The 16,472-nt window shown below is 39.5% G+C and carries 17 protein-coding genes; 14 read left to right on the top strand and 3 right to left on the bottom strand.

The window, feature by feature from the left end; genetic code table 11:
- Positions 1-140: 140 nt before the first annotated feature.
- Positions 141-764: a nitroreductase family protein gene (locus tag J7I96_RS01910; RefSeq protein WP_214773723.1), complete on the bottom strand. Its 624-nt coding sequence runs from the start codon at positions 762-764 to the stop codon at positions 141-143.
- 125 nt (positions 765-889) lie between these two features.
- On the opposite strand from J7I96_RS01910, the gene J7I96_RS01905 reads away from it, so the two are divergent.
- Both J7I96_RS01905 and J7I96_RS01900 read left to right on the top strand, forming a co-directional pair.
- Positions 890-1,240, top strand: a complete 351-nt coding sequence (locus tag J7I96_RS01905; protein WP_214773722.1) for a winged helix-turn-helix transcriptional regulator — start codon at positions 890-892, stop codon at positions 1,238-1,240.
- A gap of 275 nt (positions 1,241-1,515) precedes the next feature.
- Complete coding sequence (locus J7I96_RS01900; RefSeq protein ID WP_214773721.1) at positions 1,516-2,499, top strand: ketoacyl-ACP synthase III; 984 nt, start codon at positions 1,516-1,518, stop codon at positions 2,497-2,499.
- Between the two features lie 250 nt (positions 2,500-2,749).
- On the opposite strand, the gene J7I96_RS01895 is transcribed toward J7I96_RS01900, so the two are convergent.
- Positions 2,750-4,162 carry a purine-cytosine permease family protein gene (locus tag J7I96_RS01895; RefSeq protein WP_214773720.1) on the bottom strand — a complete coding sequence of 471 codons (1,413 nt, stop codon included), beginning with the start codon at positions 4,160-4,162 and terminating at the stop codon, positions 2,750-2,752.
- Between the two features lie 327 nt (positions 4,163-4,489).
- On the opposite strand from J7I96_RS01895, the gene J7I96_RS01890 reads away from it, so the two are divergent.
- The 10 genes from J7I96_RS01890 to J7I96_RS01845 all read left to right on the top strand — a co-directional run bounded on the left by J7I96_RS01890 (position 4,490) and on the right by J7I96_RS01845 (position 13,456).
- Complete coding sequence (locus J7I96_RS01890; protein ID WP_251029075.1) at positions 4,490-5,197, top strand: GntR family transcriptional regulator; 708 nt, start codon at positions 4,490-4,492, stop codon at positions 5,195-5,197.
- Between the two features lie 20 nt (positions 5,198-5,217).
- Entirely contained in the window at positions 5,218-6,363 is a 1,146-nt protein-coding gene (locus tag J7I96_RS01885) for an LLM class flavin-dependent oxidoreductase (protein WP_214773718.1), read from the top strand.
- Entirely contained in the window at positions 6,364-6,942 is a 579-nt protein-coding gene (locus J7I96_RS01880; RefSeq protein WP_214773717.1) for an amino acid synthesis family protein, read from the top strand.
- Complete coding sequence (locus J7I96_RS01875; protein ID WP_214773716.1) at positions 6,942-7,754, top strand: alpha/beta fold hydrolase; 813 nt, start codon at positions 6,942-6,944, stop codon at positions 7,752-7,754. Before J7I96_RS01880 ends, J7I96_RS01875 begins: the two co-directional genes overlap by 1 nt.
- Positions 7,751-9,235: an aldehyde dehydrogenase gene (locus J7I96_RS01870; RefSeq protein ID WP_311315195.1), complete on the top strand. Its 1,485-nt coding sequence runs from the start codon at positions 7,751-7,753 to the stop codon at positions 9,233-9,235. The genes J7I96_RS01875 and J7I96_RS01870 overlap by 4 nt, the downstream gene beginning before the upstream one ends.
- Before the next feature lie 57 nt (positions 9,236-9,292).
- Positions 9,293-9,853, top strand: a complete 561-nt coding sequence (locus J7I96_RS01865; protein WP_214773715.1) for an NADPH-dependent FMN reductase — start codon at positions 9,293-9,295, stop codon at positions 9,851-9,853.
- 100 nt (positions 9,854-9,953) lie between these two features.
- Entirely contained in the window at positions 9,954-10,259 is a 306-nt protein-coding gene (locus J7I96_RS01860) for a hypothetical protein (RefSeq protein WP_214773714.1), read from the top strand.
- A gap of 37 nt (positions 10,260-10,296) precedes the next feature.
- Positions 10,297-11,739 (top strand): aldehyde dehydrogenase family protein, encoded by a 1,443-nt coding sequence (locus tag J7I96_RS01855; RefSeq protein WP_214773713.1) that lies wholly within the window; start codon positions 10,297-10,299, stop codon positions 11,737-11,739.
- 13 nt (positions 11,740-11,752) lie between these two features.
- Positions 11,753-12,007 (top strand): YciI family protein, encoded by a 255-nt coding sequence (locus J7I96_RS01850; RefSeq protein ID WP_101224938.1) that lies wholly within the window; start codon positions 11,753-11,755, stop codon positions 12,005-12,007.
- Positions 12,008-13,003: 996 nt separating this feature from the next.
- The gene (locus J7I96_RS01845) at positions 13,004-13,456 is read left to right on the top strand and encodes a helix-turn-helix domain-containing protein (protein WP_214773711.1); all 453 of its coding nucleotides are present in this window, start codon (positions 13,004-13,006) and stop codon (positions 13,454-13,456) included.
- A 111-nt stretch (positions 13,457-13,567) separates the two neighbouring features.
- Here J7I96_RS01845 and J7I96_RS01840 read toward each other — a convergent pair whose 3' ends face one another.
- The gene (locus J7I96_RS01840; RefSeq protein WP_214773710.1) at positions 13,568-13,924 is read right to left on the bottom strand and encodes a hydrolase; all 357 of its coding nucleotides are present in this window, start codon (positions 13,922-13,924) and stop codon (positions 13,568-13,570) included.
- 187 nt (positions 13,925-14,111) lie between these two features.
- Between J7I96_RS01840 and J7I96_RS01835 the strand changes: the two genes are divergently transcribed.
- Together J7I96_RS01835 and J7I96_RS01830 are read left to right on the top strand one after the other, a co-directional pair.
- Positions 14,112-14,792, top strand: a complete 681-nt coding sequence (locus J7I96_RS01835) for a hypothetical protein (RefSeq protein ID WP_214923080.1) — start codon at positions 14,112-14,114, stop codon at positions 14,790-14,792.
- A gap of 190 nt (positions 14,793-14,982) precedes the next feature.
- Positions 14,983-16,218 (top strand): S1C family serine protease, encoded by a 1,236-nt coding sequence (locus J7I96_RS01830; protein ID WP_214923081.1) that lies wholly within the window; start codon positions 14,983-14,985, stop codon positions 16,216-16,218.
- Positions 16,219-16,472: the final 254 nt, after the last annotated feature.

The raw sequence follows: 16,472 nt of genomic DNA, 5'->3' as shown, positions 1-16,472 counted from the left end.
TGAATCCATTACGTTAATATGACTAAGTGATACATCTGTATGTAGAGGATTTAAGAGGCTGGTAACCAGCGGTAAGTTTTACGAAAGATTAAGAAGAAAGAGGAAGAGGGTTCTTTTTAGCCCTCTTTCCAATATACTCACTATATTTTGTTTTTATAAATGACTTTGTTAACATCGTGTCTTACTGTTTTGTGACCTTCTTTCATTCCTTTCCCCATGGCAATAAGCATAACATCTAAATACCTATCGGAAATGTTTAAGGCGGACTTTAATTGTTCGGAATCATACCCGGACATTGTAATGGTTTCAAGACCCGCCTCGTTCGCCAATAAAACTAACGACATTGACGCCAGGCTTGCGTCTCTTATTAATTCAACCTTTAAATCTTCTTTTGATTTATTTAGATAATAATTGATTGCCGCGTTTGTTAGATAATCTCTTACTGATGCGTCAAAATAACCTTTTTGAAATTCATCCTCATGTATCATCATGATATTTTCTTTTTCAAATGCTTGATAGTCACCTAGTATAACAATCAGAACAGAGGCTTCAATTACCTGTTGTTGATTAAAAGCGATGGGCAGTAACAAATTCTTTAAATATGGTTCATCTATAACCAGGTATCGTGTTGCTTGAATATTGTTTCCGTTAGGGGATTTACTGGCTCCTTCAATAAGTGTCGCCAACGTTTCTGGACTAATTTTATACTGGGGATCATACTGCCTTACGGAACGTCTTTTTTCTAAAGTCTCTCTTACACTCATCGTGTTCACTCCCAATGTTATATTTGCTTTATAATCAGAGTATAATGGACCCATGATGTAGAAGAAAATAACGCACAATAAAGTGGCATAGCCACCTTTATGTGCCTATTCAGGAGGAATGGGGAATGAAGAGTTTAAATACGGGAATAAATATTTTCATGAATACTGTAGGAGGAAAGTGGAAATGCTTAATCCTCTTTTTTCTGAGTCAAAAACCTATGAGGACAAAAGAGTTTTATATTCTAATACCGGCCATTACCCAGAAAGTCTTAACCGACCAATTAAAGCAGCTGGAAAGAGATGGGCTTGTCCGAAGAGAAGTATATAAAGAAGTACCACCAAAAGTAGAATACAGTTTAACTGAGTTAGGTCAATCATTTGTACCTGTATTAAATACAATGTGTGAATGGGGCACTACATATGCATTCGAACAAAACCTAGAAAGACAAGATCAAATCTGTCGTCATCATAAATAAGTAAGATTTGCATCAACTAGGAGTATGGATTTTTTTTGACAAGTTCAGTAATTTAATACTTTATTAGAGGAAATGTCTTGAAGATGACTTTTGGCATTCTCTCTAAAGATTGTATTAAACTAACAGGTGCTATACTTTAAAGTTGCTTGCCCCGCCCCTCTCTTTTTTAAATGTAACGGTTAGTTGCATAAGATTTTTTTTGCTTTATAATTAGTACCAGGTGTTAATATCAAGTTATAAAATGATGCAATTCATACACACGAGGTGGCTATTCTATGTTCAAATCCAAAGCACGCATTACTGCGATAGGTTCGTATGTTCCTGAAAAAAGGTTAACAAATAAAGACTTAGAAAAAATGGTTGAAACCAATGATGAATGGATTGTTAAACGTACCGGTATTAAAGAACGAAGAATTGCACATGAAGAGGAGTTTACTAGTGATATAGGTTATAAAGCTGTAAAGGATTTAATGGAACGGTATGATAAATCTGTCGAAGATGTTGATATGATCATTGTCTGTACCTTTACTCCTGATTTCAACACTCCAAGTGTAGCATCTTTAATCCAAGCAAAGCTAGGTATTAAGAATACTGGGGCTATTGATTTAAACGCTGCCTGCGCAGGATTTACTTATGGGCTGCATGTAGCTAATGGATTAGTAACATCGGGTTTAAATAAGAAAATCCTAGTTATTGGAGCGGATACTTTATCAAAACTTATGGACTATGAAGATCGAGCCACTTGTATTTTATTTGGAGATGGCGGAGGAGCAGTCCTTGTAGAATATGATGAAAAACAGCCAAGTTTTCTTTCTTCACATTTATATTCGGAGGGTGAAGGCGGAAAACATTTATATAGTACAAACCTATCGACACGCATAAATGGTGAAGACTTAAATGATAGCGGCGACCTTGTACAAAATGGACGTGAGGTTTATAAATGGGCTGTCACGACCGTTCCAAAAGGAATGCAAACTGTGATGAAAAATGCTGAATATCAATTGAATGATGTTGATTGGTTCGTACCGCATAGTGCAAATTTAAGAATGATCGAGTCAATATGTGAAAGAAGCGGCTTTCCAATCGAACGAACTTTATATAGCTTAGTGGAGTATGGAAATACTTCTTCAGCAACAATTCCATTATCTTTGGAAATAGGGATAAAAGAAGGGAAGCTCCGTGGTGGTGAGAAGGTTTTATTATATGGTTTCGGCGGTGGATTAGCTCAAGCCGGATTGCTTATCGATTGGACCCTATAACACTACTTTCTAGTCAGGGTAATTCAACAAGACCTTTATTTGATTTTTAGACAACTAGAGGTATACAACAACATCCACTTAAACAGAACCTTTGAACTGAAGTGAACCTAAATAGTTAGGCTCTTTATTTAAACAGCCTTGAAGGCATGAACCCGGTAATCTACCGGGCTCATGCCTTTTTATCGTATATTTGGTCAAAAAAACTGCACCTCCAATTTGGGTGCAGTTCATTTTACGGTTCTCTATTATCTTACTTAACATTCTTCTCGGAAGCGTTTGTTTTCTCTAACGAACCAATCTTTTGTTTGTTTATTGCATTTTCAGCGGTATTCAACTTTTTTCTCATTGGGAAGTAATACAAAACAGCTGGGACAACTAACCCAATAATCCAAGCGATATCTGCTCCTTCAAAGGCCCTGGCTATCGGTCCTACATAGAATGATGTGTTTATAAAAGGGATTTCCGCCAAGATTGATACTAGAAATGCCATACAAGTAATCCAATTTATTTTGCCATATTGACCGTTCACATCAAAAATATCTTTTACATTGTACTGGCCATGTCGCAGCAAATAATAATCAACAAGGTTGATGGATGTCCAGGGAATTAAAAAATAACTAATGAAAAAGATGAAATTTAAGAAAAAGGATAGGAAATTACTCTGACCTAGTAAGCACAAAACGGTACCTGCTACTGTTACACAGAATATCATTCCTATTCGTACTTTCGGTGTGACCTTTAATTTAATAAACGGTTCAATTGTTGTTATGGTTGCCATGAATGCTCCATATAGGTTAAAGACATTTATTGCAAGCTGTCCAAAGATGATTATAAAGAACATGATTATAGCAAAATTTCCAAACAGGCTGGCCAAGTTGCCTCCAGAGTGATCAAGGAAGTTAGGAATCGCTATGGTTAAGGTTGCGCCTAATGTCATCATCCATATAGTCCCGATGACTGTGCCGGCGTAACTATACCAAAATGTATGGGCCGTGGGTGTGGTTATCGGTAGATACCGAGAATAGTCTGCAACGTAAGGGGCATATGCCAATTGCCATGTAGCAACCATACTCACCGCCAGCAAAAACACTGGTATATCCAAATTTTCAATGGCCCAACTGCCTGCCGGAACTTGCAATTGGAAGACTATATATGTAGCTACAATATAAATACAAAGAGACGCCCAGGATAATAATTTTTGCATTTTATGAATTAAGTTATAGCCATAAATGGTGGCCACGAAACAAAGTACATTTAAAAGTATTATGCTCCATGTTTGGTCGATCTTTGTTAAGCTGCTTAAGGTTTGTGCTGCAAGCAAACCGCTGCTGGCAAAGAAGCCTAAATAGACAAACATAACGAGAAACAAGGGGAAGATGGCTCCGATTACACCAAATTGAGCCCGGCTTTGGATCATTTGCGGAATTCCGAGTTGAGGTCCTTGAGCTGAATGGGAGGCCATGAAAATGGCACCTAATAAGGTACCGACAATTATTGCAGCCAGACTCCAAAATAAATTAAGACCTAATGTAATGGGCAATGCCCCTGTCACAAGGGTGGTAATATGCATATTTGCCCCAAACCAAATTGGAAATAAATCACGGGCCTTGCCATGGCGTTCGTCTGCCGGAATATATTCTATACTGCGAGTTTCAACTTTCATCAATTTACCCCCTATCAAATTCGGTATACTACCATGTACCATGCAAGCATATTTTATAGAATCACTATAATTGTAAGCGTATACAGATGTCAATATTTTCAGAAAAAATAATTTTCAAGGGAACTATCATAAAAGATTCGTTCATTCATCTAGTGAATTTCAATATATCAGATTGATTATTAGACTGAATGATTGAAAATATTAAACTTTAGTTTGAAAGTTGTGGAACAACATATCTCCGAATAAAAAGTAAAATTTTATATTTTTTGAATTGACAGTCTATTTTCCATGACCTATAATTGCACTTATCAAGAGCTTGCATGGTACATGGTACAAACTTTTAAAAAGGAGGGGCTTTTCATTACAGCTATCTTAACGTTGGGGATTACGGCTCAGGTTACGAACGCTATACGCGAATCCATAGTAACTGGAGATTATGAACCAGGACAAAAATTATCGGAAACTGTTTTATCAGAATATTACAAAGTTAGTAGAACCCCTATCAGGGAAGCATTTAAACAGCTAGAAAGAGAAGGGTTAGTCGAGATCATTCCAAGGGTTGGAACATGTGTGACCAAACCAACTGAAAAGGAATTGGATGAGTTATTTACTTTAAAGGAAGTAATGGAAGGACTTGCAGCGGGGTTGCTTGCAGAAAGCGGAAGTGCAGAAGACATAAACAACCTTAAGCAAGCGGTGTCTGACATGGAGGTTGCTATACAAACCTCGGATAAAAAGCTATATGTCGAGGCTAATGATGTCTTTCATTCAGTCATCCAAGAAGGCGCCAATAACTCTAAATTAAGTTACATGCTAAACTTGCTGCTCAATCAAATACCTTATAGACAGTATGTCTTTTTAACCATCGAAGATCCGAATCGCCGTGAGAGATCACTAAAGGAACATCAGGCTATCTTGATAGCTATAGAGAAAGGCAATCGGGAGGAAGCGGAGAAGGCCATGCGAGAGCATGTAAAAGCAAGTGGAATGCAACTTAAAATGGACATAGCAAAGAAACTTGGTCAAAAAAAGTGATATGAGGGGGAATGAGTACTATGAAATTTGGAATCTTTGCAAATCTTGCAGGACAGGGAAGACATGATGAGTATTATAAAGTGCTGGATGAAGCGCGTGAGCAAGCTATTTACTGTGATGAAAATGGTTATGATTCGATTTGGTATACTGAGCACCACTTTGGTCATGAAGGAAATGAATTGATTTCTAACCCGATCTTAATGGGGGCTGATATTGCTGCACGTACAAAGAACATTCGAATTGGACAAGCTGCGAATGTCGCCACTTTCTGGCATCCGCTGCGTTTGGCGGAAGACATAGCAATGCTTGATCAGTTAAGCAAAGGACGTGTGGAAGTTGGTCTGGCACGTGGATTATACGGACGGGAAGCGGCTAATTTAAACACTTTGGCGGATCCGGCAAATCAAGAACAAAACCGTGCACTGTTTGAGGAAACATTGGAAATTTTAAAAAAGGCTTGGTCAAACCGTTTCTTTTCACATCAAGGTGACATCTATCAATTTCCTCCTAAAGGTTTAAAGTGGAGTCACCCTATGAGCCCATCAACACCGGAATTTATGGATATGGAAAAAGGCGAAATTGATAAAATTTCCCTTATGCCTAGACCTTACCAGCGATCACTTCCGCTGTGGCAAGTAATTGATTCCCCGCGTTCTATTGAATTGGCCGCGGAGAACGATATACAAGGAATGTTTTGGATGCCGACCGTCAAAGAATTAAAAGGCCGTTTTGAACTGTATCGTGAAAGGGCTTCCAAATCCAAAGGCTATGAAGTGCCACTTGGTCAGGGTATAGCTTTAGTACGTGATGTATATGTAGCGGAAACGATGGAACAGGCTCGTCAAGATGCGGCAGAAGCAGTATTGAACAACTATCGCTGGATTTGTCACTGGAGGGGGCTTAGCAACCTTATGGATCCGGGTGAAACAGTAAAAGAAGGACAGGAATTGAACTATGAATTCTTACATCCAAGAAATTTATTGTTTGGTACACCTGACTATGTAACTGAGAAAATTCAAGAATTGAAGGAAGAACTGAATTTAGAAACTTTACTGCTTTGGGTGAACCATAATGGTTTGCCACATGAAAAAATGATGAAAAGTTTAAAATTGTTCACGGAAGAAGTAATGCCAAGATTCACAAAAACTAAATTGGGGGTAATGTAAATGTTAGATATTCGTAAAGTGTATACAGCTATTGAAGAAACACGTATTGAGGGCGGTAAAAAAGTAGAGAATCCCATCAAGATGATAACAACTATGGCGGTTATCAAAAATCCATGGGCTGGCAGAGGGTATGTTGAAAATTTAAAACCGGAAATTGATGAATTTGCACCGCAAATTGGCGAACTATTAGTTGCTGAACTATTTAAGCACATTAATTCCGCCGATGACGTCGAAGCATTCGGCAAGGCAGCTGTCGTAGGAGTTGATGGGGAGGTTGAGCATGCATCAGCTTTTATCCATACTTTGAAATTCGGTAACAAATTCAGGGACGCCGTGAAAGGAACGAGCATCTTAAGCTTTACAAATAAGCGTGGTGGCGCTGGATCTGCTGTGCTCATACCGATGGTACATAAGACAGATGAGTCTGAACGCTCTCATTTCATTACATTTGAAGCTTCTATACCTGATGCACCAAGGGCCGATGAGATCGTTGTTGCCATTGGGGCTTCTACAGGAGGACGTCCTCATCCGAGAACAGGAAACAGGCATCAAGATATGGTTGAAATGGGGCTGGTTTAATGCCAACTACATTGCATGGAAAAGATTCGCTTCATTATGAAGAGAAAGGGATTGGTCAATCGCTTATCTTTATTCATGGTGTTGGTCTTGATCTTACGATGTGGGAAAAACAAGTTGAAGAATTGTCGAAACATTTCCGTGTTATCACATATGACATGGTTGGGCACGGAGGATCCGAGCATCCTCCGGGTCCTTATTCCCTTTCACAGTTTGTTGAGCAGATAGAAGAACTAATGAATCACTTACGGATTAAAGGAAGCCATATTATTGGTTTCTCCATGGGTGGTATGGTCGCTCAGGCATTTGCATTAAAATATCCGGATAAAGTGAAAACGCTAACAATTATGAACGGAGTGGCCAATCGGACGAAGGAACAGAGGAAAGCCGTTTTAAAAAGAGTGGAAGAAGTGAAAATAACGGGCCCTTTGGCAACAATTGAACCGGCCATTAAACGCTGGTTTAATATTGAATTCTTGAATTCAAAGGAAGAAACCGTCAGTAAAATCCGAGAAAGACTTCAGACAAACGATGCTGCTTCATATTTAGCGGCCTATACACTTTTTGCAACTGCGGATGAAGAATTGTGGCCGCAAATCCACCAGATTAATATACCGACCCAAATTATAACAGGGGAGCATGATGTAGGTTCAAATCCCGAAATGGCAAGACAAATGCATGAAAAGATTGTGGATTCAGAATTAATGATAGTACCAAATATGAGGCATATGCTGCCGATAGAAGGATCTAAAATAGTGAACGAAGCTATTAGGTCGTTTATTGAAAGACAAAAGCAAAGGGGTGACTCGATGTGAAAGAGCTGAAGAAATATCAGATGTATATAAATGGGGAATGGGTAGAATCATCAAGTGGTGAATATTTCGATAGTTATAACCCTGCAACCGAAGAAGCTTGGTGTCAAGTCGCTAAAGGGAATGCTGAAGATGTAAATCGTGCCGTTCAATCTGCGCATAATGCATTCTTGCATTCAGGATGGACCAATATGACATTCACGGAGCGGGGGCGTCTGGTTAGAAAGCTTGGAGAGCTGATTGCTGATCACTCTGAAGAACTTGCGAAAGTCGAATCACTGGATAATGGGAAATTAATACGCGAAATGCGTGGTCAGGTAAAATATTTACCTGAATTTTTCTATTACTATGCAGGTCTAGCAGATAAAATCCATGGTCAAACCTTACCAATTGATAAAAAAGAAATGTTCGCTTTTACATCCAAAGAGCCCCTGGGGGTAGTAGCCGCCATTACTCCTTGGAATTCCCCTCTTTATTTAACAACCTTGAAGCTTGCACCTGCACTTATAGCAGGAAATACCATAGTCATTAAACCTTCGGAAATGACTTCGGCCTCTCTATTGGAACTGGTGAAACTGGTTGAAGAAGCTGGTTTTCCGCCTGGTGTAGTAAATGTAGTTACCGGCTTTGGAACTCCTGTAGGCGATACACTCACCTCCCATTCTCTTGTAAGGCGTGTGGCATTTACGGGAGGTTCAGAATCAGCACGGCATATTGTTCGTAATTCTGCTCAAAATTTTGCACAGGTATCACTTGAACTTGGAGGGAAATCACCCAATATCGTGTTTGAGGATGCTAATCCGGATAATGCGGCGATGGGTATCATAGCTGGTATATTTGGTGCTTCAGGACAAAGTTGTGTGGCAGGTTCGCGTGCATTTTTACATGTCGATATTTACGATGAAGTGATGCAAAAACTTGTAGACCGAGTATCGAAAATCAAGATTGGTGATCCTTTTCAAGATGAAACAGAAATGGGACCGCTGGCTACGCAGGCCCAATTGGAGCGAGTCGAAAAATACGTGGCTATCGGGTTAGATGAAGGTGGAAAACTTGTTTGTGGAGGTAAAAAGCCTGAATATTTAGAGAAAGGTTGGTATTTTGAGCCCACGATCTTCGAGCATCACGATAATAATTCCCGTATTACAAAGGAAGAAATATTTGGCCCTGTGTTAAGTGTTATCCCTTTTAAAAATGAAGAAGAGGTTATTCAATTAGCAAACAGTACTGATTACGGATTGGCAGCAGGAATTTGGGTGAGTGATATTGCAAAAGCTCATCGAGTCGCGAAAGCTATACGTGCTGGAATCGTTTGGGTGAATACCTATCGAAGTATTTCACCAATTGCTGCAATCGGCGGATCTGGCCTAAGCGGTTATGGAAGAGAAGGCGGTTATGAAGCGATTCATGAATATTTGCAAGATAAAGTGGTTTGGATCAATACATCATCTGAGCCGATTCCTGACCCGTTCATAATGAGATAATAGAAATTTTTGGGTAGACGCTTTTATCGTAGGGTTTTAATAAGGAGGAAAAGTGAAATGAAATTACTGGGGATTTCAGGAACGATAATAGGAACTAAGACGAAAGTTGTTATTGAAAAGGTTTTAGAGGAAGTTAAGAATAACCATCCTGATATAGAAGTCGAATTGCTTGATTTGAAAAAGTATGATGTTCAATTTTGTGATGGCCGTAATCCGTCAACATACACTGGAGATACGAAAAAGGTAATTGATATCGTTACCTCAGCAGACTTTTACATTATAGGAACTCCAATATTCCAAGGGTCAATTACAGGAGCTCTTAAAAACTTATTTGATTTAATACCCCCGAAGGATTTCCGTAATAAAGTAATGGGGCTAGTCGCTACCGGTGGAACCTACCAGCATTATTTAGTCATTGAAAATCAGCTGAAACCTATAGCCAGCTATTTCCGTGCATTTGTTGCACCTGGCTCTGTTTATGCTCATAATGACCATTTCAATTCACAAAACGAACTGGTTGATGAGGAAGTTTTGGAACGTATTTCAATGCTGGGTGAAGAAATCATTTTTATGCAAAAGGCACTGAAAAGTACTAAACAAAAGCACCAATTAAGCTAAAAGATAGTAGATTTAGGAAATGAAAAAACTCCAATTGATAAATCGTTTTGGAATTGAGTACATTTCAATTAGCAGAGCTAAGTAGCAAGGAGGGGACAAATTGCTATTAGATGTAGAAGAGATAATAAACTTAACTGATTTATCCTTTATTAAAGTTTGTAATGAAAAGTATGGGATTAATAGAGGAGTTTATAATACCATCGATGCTTGGTTTTATAAGCAAGGAATTAGTAACATTCTAGAAAGGCGCAATAGTATATTGTATTTTCTTGAATTTATTAAGCGAAGTTCCGAGAGTGAAAATAATCACTGTAAATTTGGTCACGGTGGCTTAACGACAAAATTAGAAGAGTATTATTTTCCAAGAATGGAATCGGCTGTTTCAAAAATTGCCTCTAATCTTTAGATGAAGCACTTACAAAGAGTGAAGGGTGGCTGAAAACATGACAATCATAGATAAAGTAGAAAAAAAACATTTACTAATTAAAGGGGAATGGGTGGAGGGGAAGGAGTATAGTTCGCTTCGTTCTCCTTATTCAGGAGAAGTCATAGCTGAAATCCCCCTGGCCACAGACGAAGAAACCGACCAAGCTATTGAAGCGGCGCAAAAAGCAGCTAAGGTGATGGCAAAAATGCCAGCCCATCAACGTGCGAAAATCCTGGAAACATTGGCCCATCTTCTTGAGGAGCGCGCGGATGAAGCCGCCCAAATCATATCTATTGAATCAGCAAAGCCAGTTACAACCGCTAAGGGCGAGGTGGCGCGGACAATTGAAACCTACAAGTTTGCCGCTGAAGAAGCGAAACGAATTCATGGAGAAACGCTTTCGCTGGATGCCGCCCAAGGCGGCGAAAACCGACTCGGTTACACTGTACGTGAACCGATTGGAGTGATTGGAGCCATAACACCTTTCAATTTCCCCATGAATCTAGTCGCTCATAAAGTAGGTCCTGCTATCGCCGCAGGGAATACAATTGTATTAAAGCCAGCAAGCCAAACACCTCTATCCTCTCTGTTCCTCGGAGAATTATTACAGGAAGCCGGATTGCCTGCAGGAGCATTAAATGTGGTCACGGGTGGAGGAAGAGTGGTTGGAGACAAGTTGGTCACTGATTCTAGAGTAAGTATGATTACTTTTACCGGCAGCCCAGGAGTCGGGATTGGCATCCGCAACAAAGCCGGATTGAAACGAGTGACGCTGGAGCTGGGATCCAATGCAGCTGTCATCATTGACAGGGGTGTGGATATCGATAAGATCATTTCTCGTTGTGTGACGGGAGCATTTTCCAATCAGGGACAAGTATGTATTTCTTTGCAAAGGGTTTATGCTCATGAAGAAATCTACGATAGCTTTGTTGAAAAGTTTATAGAAGCAACCAAACTATTAAAATTAGGTGATCCGCTTGATCCAGAAACGGATATTTCCGCTTTGATCTCCCCAAATGATGTTGAAAGAAGCCTCAATTGGATTGATGAGGCGAAACAAGGTGGAGCCAAGATTGCAACAGGTGGAATAGCGGAAGGCAATATCCTTCATCCGACCGTCATCTTGGATGCAGATACTCACACAAAGGTATCTTGTCAAGAAGTATTCGCCCCAATCGTTTTGATTAACATGATTCAATCAGTAGAACAAGCTATTGATTTGGTGAATGATTCAATTTATGGCCTGCAGGCAGGGATTTATACGAACGATGTAGGTACAGCACTGGATGCAGCGGAAAATTTACAAGTTGGTGGAGTCATGATCAACGATATTCCGACATTCCGTGTGGATAATATGCCGTACGGTGGTGTGAAGGAAAGTGGAACTGGACGTGAAGGATTAAAATATGCAGTTGAAGAAATGACAGAAATGAAGCTGGTTGTATGGAACCGAAATTAGGGAGTGGAAGAGCATGGCTTATTATGCAGCAATTTTACATATGATTGATGCTGAAAAAAATATAGAAGTGCGTCCACATCATATCGAGTATTTAAACGAACTTGATCGTAGAGGGAAGGTTTTTGCAAGAGGCCCTTTTGCGGATGGCTCAGGCGGCTTGGTTGTCTATATTGCAGACACATTTGAAGAAGCACTCTCTTTAGCGGAAAATGATCCACACGTTGTACATAAAGTGCGGAGACTCGAATTAAAAGAGTGGAACATTTAATAATGAAACGTTATGATTGCGTGTCAATGCAATGAATATATACCGGGAGCTGGAGACAGTTCCTTCATTATAGGGAGGTTGCCGAGGCAACCCTTTTTTATGTGCAAAACAACTACATAACGAAAAGGTAAAGTTATATTAAAAGTGAGTAATGATATTAATCAGACCTTACTACCCTTTGATAACTTCCAGTTGTTATATTGTGAAAGTATTAGTGCAAAAAGGATCAAAGAGCGAAATAAAAAAATGCTTCGTGTGGTTAAACAGGCAGGAAAAAATAGGTTTAAAAGTCTTGTCTATACAAGGCTTTTTTTGAATTAAGGTCAATTATGTGATGGCAAGATGGCTTATTTAGTAGAAAGATTATAGAATTGAGTAGCTGCTTAACTGGCTAACTAAAACCCCGAAGACGCTTGGAAGACAATCGGCGGAAAGGGATCAGGTTTCTGAAGTTTATTTCCACTCCAGGTACTCGCTTTCCGTGGCGGTTCCCTCGGCGACATTTGCGCCTGCGGAGTCTTCCTTGGACACGCTTTTCCCGCAGGAGTCTCGAACACCTGTTCCAATTCAACTGGAATGTTTTTTTAAAAAAACTGTAAGCAACACAGGTGTCTAGAGTGGCTACATCCCGAACCATGATTTTAAAACTAAATGAGGTTATACTTGTTGATGTTTTATTGTTTTATGAAACCCTCATTAGATTGAAGAAATTTGCGACACTCCTGCCGAATAACTGGCTAGCCGAGACCCCGGAGGCGCTTGCGCCGAGGAGGCTTGGCAGACAGTCGGCGGAAAGGGAGCGAATTTCTGAAATCAACTGGCACTTTTTGTGGTTTTTCTTTCTACAGCAGTTCCGGAATATTAAACGGAAAACCTTGATATATCAAGGTTTTCTTCGGTGTCACTCATAGGTTGCATAGTAATGCGCTCATTACTATCTTTACTTTGCACGATTCATCTCAAAATACTAGGAGTAGGAAAGGCGATGAACTCATTATGATTTTTAGCGAACGATTAAAAAAAGAACGGGAAAAAAGAAATTGGTCACAAAATGATCTTGCAGAGAAGATTCATGTGAGTCGCCAATCTGTATCCAAATGGGAAACGGGAAAAAATTATCCAAGTATTGAGGTACTCATTAATCTGAGTGATTTATTTCAGATTACGGTAGATGAATTATTAAGGAGTGACGAGGAATTGAAAGAAAAAATAATACGGGAAAGTAAGCAGTTAGCATTTCCAAAAAGGAAAATGTTTTTTGATATCGTGTTAGTAATAGGAGCATTTTTATTAGTGTCTAAATTGATTATTTTTGGTCTTAACAAATTTGCTGGCACCGATATTACCATTTTAAAAAGCATGCCAGTTGTATCGAATTTTTTACCATTTGCTTTGATGGTTATTGGCGGCATCGGTTCGGATTATTTGAAGGATAAATATATAGATTAAAAATACTCTCTTCTAAAAATGCATAGTGATTCCCAAGGGAATGAAAACCTTTTGGTAAAATTGATCATAAAAGAAACAGAACCTTTGAATTTCAGGTTCTGATCCTTTTTATTATTTGAACTTTTGCACTTCTTCATTTCCTTCGAATTTGTTATCTTTCAATATGCCAATTTCTTCAATATGATTTCGTGCCGTTTCATCCCCTAATTTATAAATGAGGGCATAAAGCCTTTTCATGGCTGCATCGTATTTATCATTTGCCCGGTCATGATGATAGAGAAGGTAGGGCACATGTGATCGGGCATATGCCTCCAGGTCATCTTTTCGGTGTTCCTCCAAGCATTGTTTCAAATCTGCAAGTTCCTCATCAGTTGCGTGCACCGTGAAGCTCGGATTTTCTTCAAGTTTTTGTCCGAGTACGTCACCGCTGACCAAATCGACATGGTAGGTCTGTTTTTCCTGTATCATTCTGCTCATCACCCTTTCCGGCATTTATCTATTCTGTACCACTATTTGTAAAAAGTTAATCATGAAAGTAAACATTTCCTTAATGAAAAAGATAGGAAATAAAGGTATCGGACTCCTTATCAAATGGTTTAAGATGGATTTACAGAATAATATGGTAAATGGAGTGGTGATATTGAAGAGGTCAATCATGGTTGTTTTTTTTGTGTTGATTGCTTCAGGCTGCGTAACAAGGAATTATGATTCCAATATGGATTTAGGGAAAAGTCAGTTGAATGAGGAAAATTATTTAGAAGCCCACGAGGCATTTGAATTAGCTTATAAAGAAGCAAAAACACTTAAATCAAGGGAGTTAATGGATCTTTCAGGTTTGCTGGCGAGTGGAATGAAGAAATACGACGAACAGGATTTTGAATCGGCCAAAAAAGATTTTGAAGAAGCAACCGCATATAAAGCAAAATACCGGGAAGGTAAACAAATGGTTTCAAAGGCGGCGGAAATGCACCCGGTATCGGACTCCGCCACGATAGAAGCAGTAGTGGGAAATGATGATGTGAAATCCACGGAGGAAACAACCGAGGAAGGATCCAAAGCAGAAGATGAGGCGGCAACGGATACAAAAGGCAAAGAGGGAAGCAAGGATTCGGATCGTGCATTAAGTAAATCTCAGGCGGAGAAGCTTGTGAGGGATTACGTCGATATGAAAAACTTTTCGCAATTGCAAATCGAATATGATCATGATGCCGAAAAGGGAGATTATATTTTTCATGTTTTCGAGGTAGATGAACCTAGTCAGAAAAGCGGACACAAAACCACTTGGGGCTGGTATGGCGTGAATAAGGAGACCAAAGAAGTTTATGAAGTCATGTAAGGATAACTGAATGGTCGAATGGGAGGCCCCTGTGTGGCCTTTTTATTTTGTTGTGCGGCAACATACAGAATTCGATAAAATTTTATGATTTTTGGTATAGGATAGCCGAATTCTTTATTTTCTTAAGGATTTTTTAATAATTCCTGTTTATGATTGTGGCAAGTAAAGGACAATCATAGGAGGGATAAAGATGGAGAATTATAATGGTGAGGAGCAAGTCAGAATCAAGGCAGAGCGGAAAAAGGGTAAGTCTCTCTGGATAACTAGCCTTGTTTCCGGAACGGTTGCTTCTATGGTTACATCATCTGTATTTCTATTTGGCGGAGACTTTATAGATCAAGGGAAAAGTTCAGTGAATGAGTCAACCGAAACGGCAGGTGTACAGCAAACGGACAGTGTTGAAAAGGATAAAAATGTCACGGCGGAAAAGTTATCGACAAGTACGGATTCAAATGATAGGGCAGAGATGGTCGAATCAGCATCCAAATCGATTGTAGGGGTCGTGAATTTACAGGAGATGCAAAGCCAGAACCCGTACCAGCGGCAAAGCACGGAGAGCGAAACGGTTGAAAGCGGAACTGGCTCTGGGGTCATTTATAAAAAAGCTAATGGGAAAGCCTATATCATCACGAACAATCATGTTATTGAAGGAGCTAAGGAAGTCGAAATTTCATTGTATGACGGACAAAAGGCAACGGCAGCTGTTGTCGGGGCAGACGCTTTGACGGATTTAGCAGTTTTGACAATTGATGCCTCGAAAGCACCAGAGGGAATTAAATTCGGGAATTCTGATAGCATGCGTCCAGGTGAAGAAGTATTGGCAATTGGCAACCCACTTGGACTTGATTTTTCAAGATCGGTTACACAAGGAATCGTCAGTGCCAACGGACGCACCATTTCAGTCGATACCTCGGACGGGGAGTGGGCACTTGATGTCCTTCAAACCGATGCAGCGATCAACCCTGGCAATAGTGGCGGTGCATTGATCAACACCGCTGGGGAAGTGATCGGCATAAACAGTCTGAAGATTTCCGAAAACGGTGTGGAAGGCTTAGGGTTTGCCATACCAAGTAATGATGTGATTCCGATTGTTACGGAACTGATTGAAAATGGAAAAATCACACGTCCATATTTAGGAGTCAGCTTGGCCAGTATGGAAGAACTGCCGCAATATTACATTCAAAATGTTCCTGAAGCCGTAAAGTCCGGTGTAATGGTGACGAGTATTGAAGCGGGGTCGGCTGCGGCGAATGGAGGGCTTAAGCAACAGGATATCATTGTTGAGATTGATGGAACGAAAATAAGTACTTCCGCAGCATTAAGGAAATACTTATATACAGATAAGAAAATCGGCGATAAAGTAAAAATTAAAGTATACCGAGGCACTGAAGAGAAAACGGTAACGATAACCTTGCAAAAACCATAGAAAGAGGTAAGGCCCCTGATCATTCATCAGGGGCCTTTTATTTAGAAGTTTTTAATAGTATACAAAAGGTTAATATCGGAAAAATAGATAGTGTATTTGCACTGTTTTACAATTCTTTTATATAGTCTTGAATACCTAAAAGTGAATGGTAGTGGCTTCTATTTGTCAAAGTATTCATCGTTAATATGTTAAAAAATAGAAAAGATTTGACAAATTTGTGAAATGTCATAAAATAGAAAGAAAGGGGATGAAAT

It is taken from the genome of Bacillus sp. ISL-78 (assembly GCF_018613455.1).
Lineage (GTDB): Bacteria > Bacillota > Bacilli > Bacillales > DSM-1321 > Peribacillus > Peribacillus frigoritolerans.
Note: the sequence above shows the minus strand (reverse complement) of the source record. Positions and strands in the feature narration are given on the sequence as shown.